At 33.1% G+C, this 14,272-nt stretch carries 13 protein-coding genes; 10 read left to right on the top strand and 3 right to left on the bottom strand.

What is annotated here, in order from left to right; translation table 11 throughout:
• Positions 1-161 precede the first annotated feature (161 nt).
• From RAH41_RS13435 to RAH41_RS13415, 5 genes are all read left to right on the top strand, one after another.
• On the top strand, positions 162-1,328 hold the full coding sequence (locus RAH41_RS13435; protein ID WP_331223069.1) for a CapA family protein: 1,167 nt from the start codon (positions 162-164) through the stop codon (positions 1,326-1,328).
• Positions 1,329-1,620: 292 nt separating this feature from the next.
• Positions 1,621-2,169, top strand: coding sequence for an RNA polymerase sigma factor (locus RAH41_RS13430; RefSeq protein ID WP_331223067.1), 549 nt, complete (start codon positions 1,621-1,623; stop codon positions 2,167-2,169).
• Positions 2,166-2,627, top strand: coding sequence for a hypothetical protein (locus RAH41_RS13425; protein ID WP_331223065.1), 462 nt, complete (start codon positions 2,166-2,168; stop codon positions 2,625-2,627). The genes RAH41_RS13430 and RAH41_RS13425 overlap by 4 nt, the downstream gene beginning before the upstream one ends.
• Positions 2,628-2,641: 14 nt before the next feature.
• Positions 2,642-3,097 (top strand): hypothetical protein, encoded by a 456-nt coding sequence (locus RAH41_RS13420; RefSeq protein ID WP_331223064.1) that lies wholly within the window; start codon positions 2,642-2,644, stop codon positions 3,095-3,097.
• Positions 3,094-4,305, top strand: a complete 1,212-nt coding sequence (locus tag RAH41_RS13415) for a DUF4097 family beta strand repeat-containing protein (RefSeq protein ID WP_331223062.1) — start codon at positions 3,094-3,096, stop codon at positions 4,303-4,305. The genes RAH41_RS13420 and RAH41_RS13415 overlap by 4 nt, the downstream gene beginning before the upstream one ends.
• Positions 4,306-4,412: 107 nt before the next feature.
• On the opposite strand, the gene RAH41_RS13410 is transcribed toward RAH41_RS13415, so the two are convergent.
• The 3 genes from RAH41_RS13410 to RAH41_RS13400 form a co-directional block, all read right to left on the bottom strand.
• Positions 4,413-5,078, bottom strand: coding sequence for a DUF2642 domain-containing protein (locus tag RAH41_RS13410; protein ID WP_331223060.1), 666 nt, complete (start codon positions 5,076-5,078; stop codon positions 4,413-4,415).
• A gap of 31 nt (positions 5,079-5,109) precedes the next feature.
• Positions 5,110-6,468, bottom strand: coding sequence for an arsenic transporter (locus tag RAH41_RS13405; protein WP_331223058.1), 1,359 nt, complete (start codon positions 6,466-6,468; stop codon positions 5,110-5,112).
• Between the two features lie 244 nt (positions 6,469-6,712).
• Complete coding sequence (locus RAH41_RS13400) at positions 6,713-7,045, bottom strand: DUF1904 family protein (protein WP_331223057.1); 333 nt, start codon at positions 7,043-7,045, stop codon at positions 6,713-6,715.
• A gap of 787 nt (positions 7,046-7,832) precedes the next feature.
• On the opposite strand from RAH41_RS13400, the gene qoxA reads away from it, so the two are divergent.
• The 5 genes from qoxA (at position 7,833) to katG (ending at position 14,161) form a co-directional block, all read left to right on the top strand.
• Positions 7,833-8,732, top strand: coding sequence for a cytochrome aa3 quinol oxidase subunit II (gene qoxA, locus RAH41_RS13395; protein WP_331223055.1), 900 nt, complete (start codon positions 7,833-7,835; stop codon positions 8,730-8,732).
• Positions 8,732-10,696, top strand: a complete 1,965-nt coding sequence (qoxB, locus tag RAH41_RS13390; protein ID WP_331223054.1) for a cytochrome aa3 quinol oxidase subunit I — start codon at positions 8,732-8,734, stop codon at positions 10,694-10,696. The genes qoxA and qoxB overlap by 1 nt, the downstream gene beginning before the upstream one ends.
• A complete protein-coding gene (locus RAH41_RS13385) occupies positions 10,674-11,264 on the top strand; it encodes a cytochrome c oxidase subunit 3 (protein WP_025672298.1) in 591 nt (196 codons plus the stop codon). Before qoxB ends, RAH41_RS13385 begins: the two co-directional genes overlap by 23 nt.
• Positions 11,261-11,542, top strand: coding sequence for a cytochrome aa3 quinol oxidase subunit IV (qoxD, locus tag RAH41_RS13380; protein ID WP_025672299.1), 282 nt, complete (start codon positions 11,261-11,263; stop codon positions 11,540-11,542). Before RAH41_RS13385 ends, qoxD begins: the two co-directional genes overlap by 4 nt.
• A 435-nt stretch (positions 11,543-11,977) precedes the next feature.
• On the top strand, positions 11,978-14,161 hold the full coding sequence (gene katG, locus RAH41_RS13375; RefSeq protein ID WP_331223051.1) for a catalase/peroxidase HPI: 2,184 nt from the start codon (positions 11,978-11,980) through the stop codon (positions 14,159-14,161).
• Positions 14,162-14,272: the final 111 nt, after the last annotated feature.

Below are 14,272 nucleotides of genomic sequence, written 5' to 3'. Positions count from 1 at the left end.
AAAGAAAGAATGTCGGAAACGGCAGTTTTTAAGAATTATAAAGAGTATTAAATGATGATGAGGATTAAAATATGATTACATAAAGGTTCCGGATTGTTTTGTCTTTACCTATACCTGTACAATGCATTCTATTGAACCTCCCTTTAACTGGAGAGAAAAAGATGAAAAAAATAATTATCGTATTAATAAGCTGCTTTTTTACTTTACTTTGCGGGTGTACAAAAAATAATCAAGAGGAACTCAAAGAAAAACGACATACAGAACAGGTAAAAGAGCAGAAAGAGCCTATAAAAAATATAAATCAGCAAGTTACAAAGGTGACTGTCGGAGCCGTGGGGGACCTATTAATACATAATGAAGTTTATGAAGATGCTATGCTCCCAAATGGTGTATATAACTTTAATAAAATGTTTGATGAAGTTAGAAAAACGATGGAAAAGCCAGATATTTTAGTAGCGAATCAAGAAACGATGATTGGTGGAAAGCAATTCGGATTATCTACGTATCCAGCGTTTAATAGCCCATATGAAGTTGGAGATGCACTCAAAAGAGCTGGGGTTGATTTTGTAACACTCGCCAATAATCATACGCTTGATCGAGGAGAGAAAATTATACGAAGTGCAATTTCCCATTGGAACGCTATTCATATGCCATATACAGGTGCTTTTAAATCTCAAGCAGATCGTGACCAAATTAGAGTGATAAATAAAAATAATATTCGATTTTCATTTCTTGCTTACACATTTGGTACAAATGGGATTCGGGTTCCTAAAGGAAAAGATTACTTAGTAAATTTGATTGACCTTGCCAAAATACGTAGTGATGTTGCAAGGGCAAAGAAAGTATCAGATGTGGTAGTAGTTGCCATGCATTGGGGGATTGAATATGAAAGAATGCCGAACAATACCCAAAAGAATCTTGCAAAACAATTAGCTGATATGGGAGTTCAAATTATTATTGGAAATCATCCACACGTCCTACAACCGCCGGCATGGGTCACTGGAAAAATGGGAAATAAATCAATCGTTTTTTACTCATTAGGAAATTTCTTATCAGCTCAAGATGAAATCTATGAGTTAATTGGTGGCATGGGTACAATTGATGTAGTAAAAACTCAAACAGATCACAATGTAAAAATTGAATTGAAAAATCCAAGCTTTTTTCCAACTTATAATTACTATCATGATAATCGAAATTTTAAAATTATGTCTTTGGAAAATATTAATGATGTTCATCTAATAAATGGCAAAATGAGATATAACGAAATAATGAACCATATGCGAACAAATATAACGGATTTAAAAAGTATTCCTGAGGTTCAAAATTAAAACGGCAAAATGTGTAAATTGCCATTAAAAACTGAGAATCGCAAATAAAAAAGGAAATTCACAAGGCTTATATACCACAATATAAGCTTTTTTTCTGTTCATTAATTCATTAAATAAGTATTTTCTCACAAACTACTTAGTAATTGTTTTTATGATATTTAACTTTCTTTTCAATTCAAATAACTTGAAAAGAATCTTTTGAAAAAATTTTTTATAAAATTATTTACTTTTTTTGCAGGGTTTTTAAATTTGTCTTCGTCTAAAATTATGGAAGAGGAAAAGAGGTGATGCAATGGAGTCGGATGAACAATTAGTAAGGAATATAGTTAAGGGGAATCATCAACTATTTAAAGAATTAATTGTAAGATACCAATCAAAGGTATTTGCAGTAGCACTGAAAGTTTCAAATAACCAAAAGGATGCTGAAGATATTTCGCAAGAAGTCTTTCTCCAATTGTATCGTTCTCTCGAAAACTTTAACGGAGAATCTAATTTGGCTACATGGATTTATCGAATTACAATGAATAAAGCTATTGATTTTAAAAGAAAACAAGTAAAACAACAGGAAAATGAAACTAGTGAATTACTTTCTACTTTACCAGAAGAGAATTTATTATCACCTGAAGAAGCTTTAATAAAAACGATCGATAAAGAACTTATTCATTCATATTTAATTGAATTGCCACAGACATATAGCGATGTATTGAAATTATATTATTTTGAAGAACTTACCTATGGGGAAATAGCTTTGAAATTAAATGTAGCCGTTAAAACTGTAGAATCACGCCTATATCGAGCCAAACGATTAATTAAAGACAAGCATAAAGGAGGGATCATTTGAAACATTTAACTTCTGACCAACTAATATCGTATCAACAAAAGAAGCTTTCAAATAAAGAATCTCTTTTGCTTGAACAACACTTAAATGAATGTACCTTGTGTCAGGCGGAACTTGAACTTTTAAATGAATTAGACATGGAATGGATGAATCCACCTGAATTCCATTTTTCAGATGAGTTAGTAAACGAAATAATGAAACAAACTGAATCAATACAGATTACGGAAAAAACGAATGAAAAGAAATCAAAAACGAATTCAAAAAAAGTTCGTTTAATCCATTTAGTATTGGCTGCAGCAGCAACATTTTTATTCTTCCAATTTCAAATAACTGAGCGGATTACAAATTCCAATCGTCACGTTGTACAAACGATTGATCAGACTTCTTCATTAATTGAAAAAAGTGAAGAAATTAAATTATCAATTCCAATTCCAAAAATTTTGAAAGGAAATAAAAAATAATGGAGGTACAAACTTTGAAGAAACGTAAAAAATTAGTTTATTTATTATCAATTTTACCTGGTCTTGGCCATTTTTATTTAGGATTAATGAGTCGAGGATTGCAGTTTATGCTGTTATTTTTCGGTACAGTATTTTTAACACATTTAATATCAAGCTTTGGATTTTTTATACCAGTCATCGTATTTTATAGCTACTTTGATGCACTTCAGTATCATAGTAAATATCGTGAAGATATTGAATTAGTAGATGAGCCAATCGTAAATCATCAATTTAAGTTTAATAAGTTCTTAATTGGTTGGGTATTAATCGGCTTTGGTTGCTTATCATTATTAGAGAACGCTTCTGATTATCTTTCTAGACATTACAATATTTTTATTGACTATAATTTAGTACAAAATTTACTAATTAGTCTTGTTTTTGTCGGACTCGGTATTAAATTATTAACTGGAAAGTCGAAAAAAGAAGTATGAGGAATTGGAAGGTTGGTACTATAACAGCGGGAATTATTTTAATCGCAATTGGTTTACTATGGTTTCTACAAAATTTTATTTCAATCCCTTATTCGAAGATTCTAATTAATGCATGGCCAGTTGCTTGTATTTTATTAGGAATAGAAATATTACTATTCCATTTAGTAAGAAAAGAAGACTCTCTACGTTTTCATGGATTTAGTATTTTTTTACTTATATTAATGATGGTTGTTTCATTACTATTTAGTATTGGTCAACTGTTTGTCAAAGAAATTGGTTTTACATTTAAATCTAAAAATATTGAAGTAAATGATTCAAAAACAATAACTTCATCAATTAATGAAGTTATTATTAAAGCCAATAATAGTGAAATCAGTGTAAATGGAACCGATTCTAGTGCAGTAAATGTAAGTGGTAATATAAGAGTACCGGATCGAGATAAAAAAGAAAGTGAGGAAGTATCTGATTATTATTCAGTGAAAACACATGGTGATAAAATGATTATCGAGATTCGTAATGATGATAATCAGATTTTCCACTTTGATCATGACAGTTCCCAACTAAATATTGATTTACCTAAAAGTATTTTAACGAATATAAATGTAAAAAATGGCTCTGTAAATGTATCAAATAAAGACAATAAAACAGTCATAAATTCAAATGATGGTCAAATCAATATTGAGAATGTGACTGGAAACTTAGTTGCAAAAACTAGAAATGGTTCAATCAGCTTAACGAATGTAAATTTAAATAGTGATAGTGAAATTGCAACGAATGATGGTGAAATTACAATCAAAAATATTTCTGGTTATTTAAATTCCACTACAAGAAATGGTAGCATTTCGATTGAACATGCCAATATAGATGGATCAAGTGAAATAACAACTTATGATGGAGAAATTAACTTAAGTGATTATAAAGGAAAAATTAACGCAAAAACAAATAATGGTTCAATTAATGTTGAGGATGCATTATTAAATGGTAATAGTAAAATTTCTTCTGATGATGGTGAAATCCAAATCGACCTACAAAAGGATAACAATCTAACGATTAATGCGGAAACAAATGATGGTAGTTTTAATGGTAATATTGGTTGGGGAATGAAAAATAAAGATGAGAATCATACAAATAAGGCGATCGTTGGAAGTGGAAAACAGCATCTGATTTTAAAAACGAAGAATGGTTCAATTTACGTAAATAAAGATTAGAAGATTAATAGCCCCTTGCATTACAGGGGGCTTTTTTTTACTTAAATTCATTATTTTAATCAAAAAAAAAACCTTTAAATACATTTTGTATCAAAGGTTGTATCCAGCTATGGTAAGTGTACAGATTTTATATGTCCCAGTTTTAGATAAACACTTTGTCCACTTGCAACGGAAAGTTCTATTTGATTATTATCTACTTTATTTAAAAGTCCAATTTTCATTGGATCTGTTCCACCATCAAAAATAACAAGCTTTCCAATTTCTTTTTTAAGTTGAATTTCTAAAGACCTGTGTAAAGGTATAGTAGGTGGATGTACTCCTAGTGTCTCATTTGTTAAATTATATGGCATTACTCTATGGTTATATGGTGTGATCCATTTTAAATGTGATAATGAAATATACATTGTATGAAAGACAGGTGAGTAAAATACAAGATAATCATTCAATACGTTCATAATGTAACCATGAAAAGTTATATTACCAGTTACATAGATTTCTGAAAATATTCCTTTAGCATTCAGTAAAATTTTACGATATGAAATTGACTCCATTTCCTGCGTAATGGATGGTTCAATAGGGTTATCTATCTTTTCTTTTAAATCATTTTTTTGATATACCATATGGATGTGCATCCAAGGGATATAATAATATTTTATGCCGTTAAAGAGCACTAAAATATCTTGTCCTAAATCAGTAAGAATTCCTTCGAATATGACATCTCCAGACAATCTTACCGAGACTTGTTTTCCTAGCAATGTAGATACATCACTCACGTAGATCTCCTCCTAGAGGTAAAAGTATTGATTAGTGTGCGAATACTAATTGTACCCAGTAGAATAATAAAAACAATGTAACGATTGTTGTTAAAGGGATAACAATTATTGTCACGCTTAAATAATCTTTCCATTTTACTTTAATTTTGTTTTCTTTTAAAATGTGCATCCAAATTAATGATGCAAGTGTACCAATTGGTAATAATAATGACCCCATGTCACTTCCGATTATATTAGCAAGGTATATCGTTTTTAAAGTGATTGGGTCAAGACCCATTTCAGTAAGCGTAATTGTTCCAATCATAAGCGCAGGGTGATTATTAAATAGATTTGATAAAACAGTTACTAAACCGCCCATAATAAAGCTTGCTTGGAATAATCCTTGATTAACGATTGGTTCACATTCTTTTACTAAAAACTCAGTTAAACCGGCATTATGAAGCCCATATATAATCACGTACATTGAAAATGCAAAAAGTAATATTTGCCAAGGTGTCTTTTTTAAGATATCTGTAGGGCTAGTTCTTAAGTGGTACCATCTCCAAATTAATAAGACTAAAGAGCCAAGTACCGCAACTAATTCAATTGGAATTGAAAAGTAAGATGCAACGAATAACAAACATCTCATTAAGAATACGAAAGCAAGAACTTTTAACATAAATTTTGTACGTTTCTTTTTCGTTTCTACTGAAATTTTTGTTTTTAGTGGATGGAAGTTTTTTATAAAGAACGATTCTTCAATATCATCTGTTGAGATTGGTAGTGTCTCAGGTAATTTATTTTTTAGAACGACGTACATTAGCGCCGACATAAACAATAAACCTAATGTTGCTGGTACGAACATCATCGCTGTATGCATGTATAGAGTCATATGCACAATTTTTAAAGCGATTAAATTTACAATATTACTTACTCCGATCGGTGCACTAGAAGCTGTCGCAATGAGCGCTCCAGATAATAAATATGGAACTTTCTGGTGTGGTTTTAGACGAAGATTTCTTAATAGAAGGATTAAGATTGGAGTTGTAATTAAAATACTTCCATCATTGTTAAATAGTAAAGTCATCAAAAAGCATAATAGTTGGATATACCAATATAACCGATATCCCGATCCTTTGGCCAATGTAACTAATCGAGCTGCTGACCAATGAAAAAACCCGAAGCTTTCTAAAATAACAGCCATAACGATAGTAGCTATAATTGTAATTGAAGCTCCACCGATTTTTGTTATAATGTCGTATAAATCGTGTCGAGTAACAATCCCAGTTACTAGAATGATTATTGCACCAATTGAAGCAGGCCATGCCTCATGAATTCCTTTTGGTCTCCAGAATATGACGGCCATTGTCATAATGAAAACAAATGCTGTCATTGCAATTTCAAAATTCATTTTTATTCACCTTTCTCTAATCGGTAGCATTTTTTTGTGTCCTACTTGTCCGATTAATATACTAATATTCAATTTTACAAATCATGTACTTAGTCAATTACCCATTTTTTTTAGTTTGTATATTTGTCCACATAGTTGAAATGTCCCGAAATGACATCGTCCTATAGGTACACCTGCCCCGGAAATATAAATTTTCAAAAAAAAAAAGGTCAGCTACTTCGCTGACCTAAATTATTTCAAAATATTATTGTGGGAATTTCTTCCCATTTAGATAATAACAATCTTCTTGATATGTAATAAAAGCAATTTCAAATTCAGGAATTTTCAATGTGTTAATATGTCTAGCGATTGTAGCCGCGAAACGATCTCTTGTGTCACCTCCACGTTCAAACCACTTTACTTCAATGAATGGAAAGCTATCTACAATTTCACCATTAAAAATTGAAGTTGAATGAATACAATCAATCGTAAAATTATCTGTCCCACATTCGCAAACTGCTGCGAGTTCTTCGATTAAAGACTTACTAATATTGCAAATATCATCAGTTGAAATCCCTTTAATTAATAATTGATGCATAATTATCCCACCTTTTTTAATACAATTATAGCTTAAATACTTTGGTAATACTCCTTTTACGAAAATTTGATAATTAATTGACAATGTAGTTTTTCAACAGCATGATAATTTATATTTAAATTATTTGAACATTTTTGTTAGATTTAAAAAAACCAATAATTGGTATTGATAATCATTTTCATTTTTGGTATTCTAAGATTTATAAAAGAAGTTTAAGAAATAAGCCATTGTTTTTTTAGTTCTTCGTATTATCCATATTAGAAAGTTAAATATGGAATGCAAACTTAGACCCCCAAAAAACCTAAAAAAGAGAAGAACGCGCTAGGACAGTAGTTTTTCTCTTCAGCAAATTAACAACCCTGTTTTTAACGCAGATCATTCTGCGTTATTTTTTTGTGTGAAAATACAGATTATTTCGTAAAGTTTCATAAAAATTATTATACTAATTTACTAATATGTATGTTTCTAAAATGTGAACAAAAAGTTAATCAAAATCTAATATTTGTCTAAAATGTGAACGTTGTGAATAAGTGAGCAATTGAGTGGAACAGTTGATATATATAGGTTTTTTAGAAATAAACATATTTTCAAATATGTCTAAAATGTGAACACTCTTTTTTTCCTTTCAAAATGGTAATTAATTGTTTGTTTTTTTAATTAAAGTATCTTACTATAACTGTGGACATTGTTTGTCATTTTAGTGACAATTTATAAAAATACTTATCTAAGAAATAATTCAAAAAAACTATTTTGAACTTTTACTTACGTTATAGGAAGGAAGAGCGAAATGAAAAAATTTCTAATGAGCATGATGATCATGTTGGTTGCATTAGTAATGGGTGCTTGTGACAAGATTACAGTACTTGATCCTAAGGGCCCTGTTGCTAAAACGCAAGCAGATACGATAATCTTCTCGATGTTGATGATGTTAGGAGTTTTACTAGTAGTTTACATTCTTTATATTGTTATTCTATATAAATATCGTGCTAGTAAACTTCCAAAAGATTACGAACCTCCTCATGAAGAGGGTAGTAAAACACTAGAAATTATTTGGACTGTTATCCCAATAATTATTGTTGCAGTTTTATCAGTAGTAACTGTTAAAACAACAAATGCAGTTGAAAGTGTACCAAAAGGTCATGAAAATGATAAACCACTTGTTATTTATGCAAGTTCTTCAAACTGGAAATGGCATTTCTCTTATCCTGAACAAGGAATTGAAACAGTTAACTATGTAAACATTCCAACAAACAGAAATGTAGAATTCAGACTTTATTCATTCGGTCCTATTACAAGTTTTTGGATTCCACAATTAGGTGGACAAAAATATGCAATGAGTGACATGGTAACGAAATTAAATTTTGTTGCTTCAAATGCAGGTTCATACATTGGTAAGAACAGTAACTTCAATGGTAAAGGCTTTGCTGGAATGGAATTTGAAGTATTAGCAATGAATAATAAGGAATTTAATGGCTGGGTTAAAGACGTTAAAGAAACAGCTCCTGCTTTAACAGAAACAGAGTTTAATAAATTACTAAAAATTGAGCATTTAGGTAGAAAGTCATATTCTTCGACTCATTTAGAATTTAGACCAGCTCCAGAAGGTAAAAATGCAGGACATCAACATGGTTCTATGAAGGATTCATCTGATCACCATGACATGGATAATATGGAGGGGATGAAATAATGGGTTATAAATGGGATCACTTTTTTGTAACTGGTGAACCAATGATCTATGGTGCAATGGTAAGTATCGTTGTTGTATCTCTTGCTATTGTAATTGGTTTAACCAAATTTAAAAAATGGGGTTATTTATGGAAAGAATGGTTAACAACTGTTGACCATAAACGTATCGGTGTAATGTATATTCTGTGTGCATTATTAATGCTATTCCGTGGTGGAGTAGATGCGTTATTAATGAGAGCACAGTTAGCAGGACCAGATTTAAAAATATTAGATGCACAACATTATAATGAAATTTTTACAACACACGGCTTAATTATGATTCTGTTCATGGCGATGCCTTTCATTATTGGATTAATGAACATCGTTATTCCTTTACAAATCGGAGCTCGTGACGTAGCATTCCCTTACTTAAATGCAGTTAGTTTCTGGTTATTCTTTGCAGGTGCAATGCTTTTAAACTTAAGCTTTGTTATCGGGGGATCACCTGATGCTGGTTGGACAGCTTATTTCCCATTAGCTAGTAAGGAATTCAGCCCAGGCGTTGGGAATAACTATTACGCAATCTCGCTTCAAATTGCTGGTCTAGGTACTTTAATGACTGGTATTAACTTTATCGTTACAATTTTAAAAATGCGTGCTCCAGGCTTGAAATTAATGAAATTGCCAATGTTTACTTGGAGTATTTTAATTACAAACGTTATTATCGTATTCGCATTCCCAGTATTAACAGTAGCTTTAGCATTAATGATGTTCGATCGTGAGTTTGGTACTCAATTCTTTACGATGGCACATGGTAACGACATGCTTTGGGCGAACTTATTCTGGATTTGGGGTCATCCTGAAGTTTACATCGTTATTCTTCCAGCGTTCGGTATTTACAGTGAAATTATAGCTACTTTCTCAAGAAAGAATTTATACGGATATAAGAGCATGGTTGTTAGTATGATCGCCATTTCTGCTCTAAGTTTCCTTGTTTGGGTTCACCATTTCTATACAATGGGTCAAGGTTCTGTTGTAAATGGCTTCTTTAGTATTACAACAATGGCAATAAGTATACCAACCGGTGTTAAAATATTTAACTGGTTATTTACATTAAGAAAAGGTAAAATCGAATTTACTGTTCCAATGATGTATTCACTAGCATTTATCCCAATCTTTACAATCGGTGGGGTAACGGGTGTAATGTTAGCTATGGCAAGTGCTGACTACCAATATCATAATACGATGTTCTTAGTTGCTCACTTCCATTATGTATTAATTCCAGGTACTGTTTTTGCGGTAATCGCAGGATTCTACTATTGGTTCCCTAAAGTATTTGGTTTTAAATTAGATGAAAAAATTGGTAAGATTACGTTCTGGACAATTATCGTTAGCTTTAACGTAACATTCTTCCCATTATTCTTATTAGGATTAAAAGGTATGACTCGTCGTACGTATACTTACAGTGCAGCGTCAGGTTTCGGACCATTAAATCTGATTGCTTCAATTGGAGCTGTAGGGCTAGGAATCGGATTCTGTTTACTTGTTTACAATATTTATTACAGTGTACGTTACGCACCAAGAGAAACTACTGGTGATCCATGGAATGCAAGAACATTAGAATGGGCTACAAGCAGTCCAATTGCTCCTTATAATTTCGCAGTTATTCCAAAAGTTGATTCTTTAGATCCATTCTGGAAAGCTAAAAAAGAAGGTAAATCATTACTTGAAGGCGAGATTACAGATATTCATATGCCAAGTAATAGTGGTATACCATTCATTTTAGGTGCAGCATTTATGGCATTTGGTTTCTTCTTAATATTTGAATGGTGGGTTCCAATGATTGTATTTGCAGTTCCTATCGCACTTTGCTTAATTGCACGTTCTTTCCAACGTGATCATGGATTCCATATTCATAAAGAAGAAATTATCGAAACAGAGAAAAAATTACGAGGTGATCACTATGAGCAGCAGGCCTCTGTATAGTCTAGGTGAAGAAAGTTCTAATAAGATTCTTGGCTTCTGGATATTTTTAGGAGCAGAGATTGCCTTATTCGGAACATTGTTCGCAGTTTACTTCACTTTAGCAAATAACACTGGTTCAGCACCTACTCAAAAAGAATTATTTGAGATGAAAGGTGTAATGATAGAAACATTTGCCCTATTAACAAGTAGTTTTACGATTGGTTTAGTTGTAAACGCAATAAAATTAAATCACAAAAAAGCTTTTATAAGCTTCCTTGTATTAACACTAGCTTTAGGAGCAGTCTTCCTAGGAGTAGAGATTACAGAGTTCTTTACTTATGTTCATGAAGGTGCAACAATCCAAAGTAGTGGAGCATTATCAGCATTATTCGTATTATTAGGTACTCACGGTGCCCACGTATCATTCGGTATGTTATGGGGTATTGCAATCTTAATTCAAGTTTCTCGTGAGGGAATTACAGAAACTACAGCAAACAAAACATTTATTTATTCATTATACTGGCACTTCTTAGACGTAGTATGGATCTTTATCTTTAGTTTTGTTTACGTGAAAGGACTGATTGGATGAGCGCATTATTCCCTAAGCATCAAGTGGTTGGCTTCATCCAATCACTTGTTCTAACAATCATTGCTTTAAGTGTTTACTATTTAAATTTACCATTTAAAGTATCATTTATTATTTTAATTGTAACTGCATTATTACAAGGCGGTCTTCAGTTAATCGTATTCATGCATATGAATGAAAATGAAAATAAAAGTGTATTATATATCAATTTAGGTTACGCAGTATTTATTGCAGTAGCAATTGTCTTCGGTACACTTTGGACATTAGTTTGGGGTATGTAATAGTGAAAAGCTCTTCGATATTCGAAGAGCTTTTTTTTTTGGCTTTTTTAAGGTGGACTAAATTTCTTACCAGTAAGATCATTTCATTAAAAAATAAAAAAGCGGTAAATCATTTAGATAGCAGGTCGTCTTGTATTAAATGTAGAAGTAAGTTAAGAAATACTTATGAATGATTACCTTAAAACAATAAATGAGACTGTATTAACAATTGGTTGATGTTTCTGATTGAACTAGACAATGTATTTTACAAAATAAGTTATTGTCATCAATTGTTCACAATGTTGTGAATAGTATCTTATTTGTGAGCTTATTTCTATGATTATATGTAATAGTTTAATATAATAATTGCATAATAATTAATCATATCTTGTTTGAAAAGTAATACAAGATACATAATTATTTGGGTATTTATTTACTTTTAAGGAGGAAAAAAGTATGGAAATGAATGATAATTCTAACATTGCAAAGTGCCCGTTTAATCACGGTAGCACGACTACTCCGAAATCAGCTGGTACAGTAAATAAAGACTGGTGGCCAAACCAGTTAAATTTGAACATTCTACATCAGAATGACAGAAAATCTAACCCTATGGATGAAGAATTTAATTATGCAGAAGCATTTAAAAAGTTAGACTATCAAGCACTTAAACAGGATCTTCACAATCTAATGACAGACAGTCAAGATTGGTGGCCTGCTGATTATGGACATTATGGGCCATTCTTTATTCGTATGGCTTGGCACTCAGCAGGTACATATCGTACAGGTGATGGGCGTGGTGGTGCAGGTACTGGTACACAACGCTTTGCTCCACTTAATAGTTGGCCAGACAACGGGAATCTCGATAAAGCCCGTCGACTGCTTTGGCCGATTAAGCAAAAATATGGTAACAAAATTTCTTGGGCTGATTTATTTATTCTAACGGGAAATGTTGCTATTGAATCAATGGGCGGAAAAACATTTGGTTTTGGAGGAGGACGTGTAGACGTTTGGCATCCTGAAGAAGATGTCTACTGGGGTACTGAAACCGAATGGCTAGGGGATAAACGTTACACGGGCGATCGTGAGCTTGAGAATCCACTAGCTGCTGTTCAGATGGGGCTTATCTATGTTAACCCGGAAGGACCAAACGGTAAACCAGATCCTATTGCAAGTGGTCGTGACATACGCGAAACCTTTGCTCGAATGGGAATGAATGATGAAGAAACAGTTGCACTAATTGCTGGTGGGCATACTTTTGGTAAAGCTCACGGTGCTGGAGATGCAGCTCATGTTGGTCCAGAACCAGAAGCAGCTCCGATTCATTCCCAAGGCCTAGGGTGGCTAAGTACTCATGGTTCTGGTAAAGGTCGTGATACAATCACTAGCGGTATTGAAGGTGCCTGGACTGCAAACCCAACAAAGTGGGATAATGGTTACTTTGATCTATTGTTTGGATATCAATGGTGGCTTACAAAGAGCCCTGCAGGTGCGTTTCAATGGCTAGCTGTAAATCCTGAGGAGAAAGATCTTGCGCCAGATGTAGAAGATCCAACCGTTCGTGTTCCAACAATGATGACTACAGCTGATATGGCATTGCGATTTGATCCAGAATATGAAAAGATATCTCGTCGTTTCCATGAAAACCCAGAAGATTTTGCTGATGCATTTGCTCGCGCGTGGTTTAAACTAACACACAGAGATATGGGGCCTCGTTCAAGATATTTAGGTCCGGAAGTTCCAGAAGAAGTTTTAATTTGGCAAGATCCTATACCTGCTACTGAATATGAAATAACTGATGCAGAAGTTGAAAAGATCAAATTAATGATCTTAGATACAGAGCTTACTATTAGCGAGTTAGTAAATACTGCTTGGGCATCAGCAAGTACTTTCCGTGGCTCAGATATGCGAGGCGGTGCAAATGGAGCTCGAATTCGACTTACACCACAGAAGGATTGGGAAGTAAATCAGCCTGAGCAACTTGCAAAGGTACTGAATGTATTAGAGAACGTTCAAAACCATCTACATAAGAAAGTCAGCCTAGCCGACTTGATTGTACTTGGTGGTAGTGCTGCGGTAGAAAAAGCTGCACAAGATGCAGGGTTTGATGTAAAAGTTCCATTTACTCCAGGCCGTGGCGATGCAACACAAGAGCAAACAGATATAGACAGCTTTGCAGTGTTAGAGCCTATTGCTGATGGATTCCGTAACTATCAAAAGAAACAGTATAGTGTAAATTCAGCAGAGCTATTAGTAGATAAGGCACAATTGTTAGGCCTAACTGCACCTGAAATGACTGCACTAATAGGTGGTATGCGCGTACTAGGTACAAACTATAATGGCACAAAACACGGGGTATTTACTGACCGAGTTGGTACACTTACTAATGACTTCTTTGTAAACTTGCTAGACATGGGAATTGCGTGGACCCCTGTAGACGGAGATGTATTTGAAGGACGTGATCGCAAGTCTGGTGAGATAGTACGTACAGCTACTAGTGTTGACCTAGTTTTTGGTTCAAATTCAGTACTGCGTGCAATAGTAGAAGTTTATGCTCAAGACGATAACAAAGAGAAGTTTGTGCGTGACTTTATAGCTGCATGGGTTAAAGTCATGAATGCAGATCGCTTCGACCTTGGATGAGGAAATATACAATATATAATATGAAGTAATTAATAATCCTTCCTGTTCAATCAGGGAGGATTTTACTCGGTGTTCTCTACAAACAAAAGGCTGTCATATAGACAGCCTTTT

The organism is Gottfriedia acidiceleris (assembly GCF_036421055.1).
Classification (GTDB): Bacteria; Bacillota; Bacilli; order Bacillales; family Bacillaceae_G; genus Gottfriedia; species Gottfriedia acidiceleris_C.
This window is presented reverse-complemented; position numbering and strand designations above follow the sequence as displayed.

Excerpts from the sequence above, each read along its gene's own strand:
- RAH41_RS13435 (WP_331223069.1), top strand. The coding sequence starts at position 162 with ATGAAAAAAATAATTATCGTATTAATAAGCTGCTTTTTTACTTTACTT.
- RAH41_RS13430 (WP_331223067.1), top strand. The coding sequence starts at position 1,621 with ATGGAGTCGGATGAACAATTAGTAAGGAATATAGTTAAGGGGAATCAT.
- RAH41_RS13415 (WP_331223062.1), top strand. The coding sequence starts at position 3,094 with ATGAGGAATTGGAAGGTTGGTACTATAACAGCGGGAATTATTTTAATC.
- RAH41_RS13405 (WP_331223058.1), bottom strand. The coding sequence starts at position 6,468 with ATGAATTTTGAAATTGCAATGACAGCATTTGTTTTCATTATGACAATG.
- RAH41_RS13400 (WP_331223057.1), bottom strand. The coding sequence starts at position 7,045 with ATGCATCAATTATTAATTAAAGGGATTTCAACTGATGATATTTGCAAT.
- qoxA (WP_331223055.1), top strand. The coding sequence starts at position 7,833 with ATGAAAAAATTTCTAATGAGCATGATGATCATGTTGGTTGCATTAGTA.
- qoxB (WP_331223054.1), top strand. The coding sequence starts at position 8,732 with ATGGGTTATAAATGGGATCACTTTTTTGTAACTGGTGAACCAATGATC.
- RAH41_RS13385 (WP_025672298.1), top strand. The coding sequence starts at position 10,674 with ATGAGCAGCAGGCCTCTGTATAGTCTAGGTGAAGAAAGTTCTAATAAG.
- qoxD (WP_025672299.1), top strand. The coding sequence starts at position 11,261 with ATGAGCGCATTATTCCCTAAGCATCAAGTGGTTGGCTTCATCCAATCA.
- katG (WP_331223051.1), top strand. The coding sequence starts at position 11,978 with ATGGAAATGAATGATAATTCTAACATTGCAAAGTGCCCGTTTAATCAC.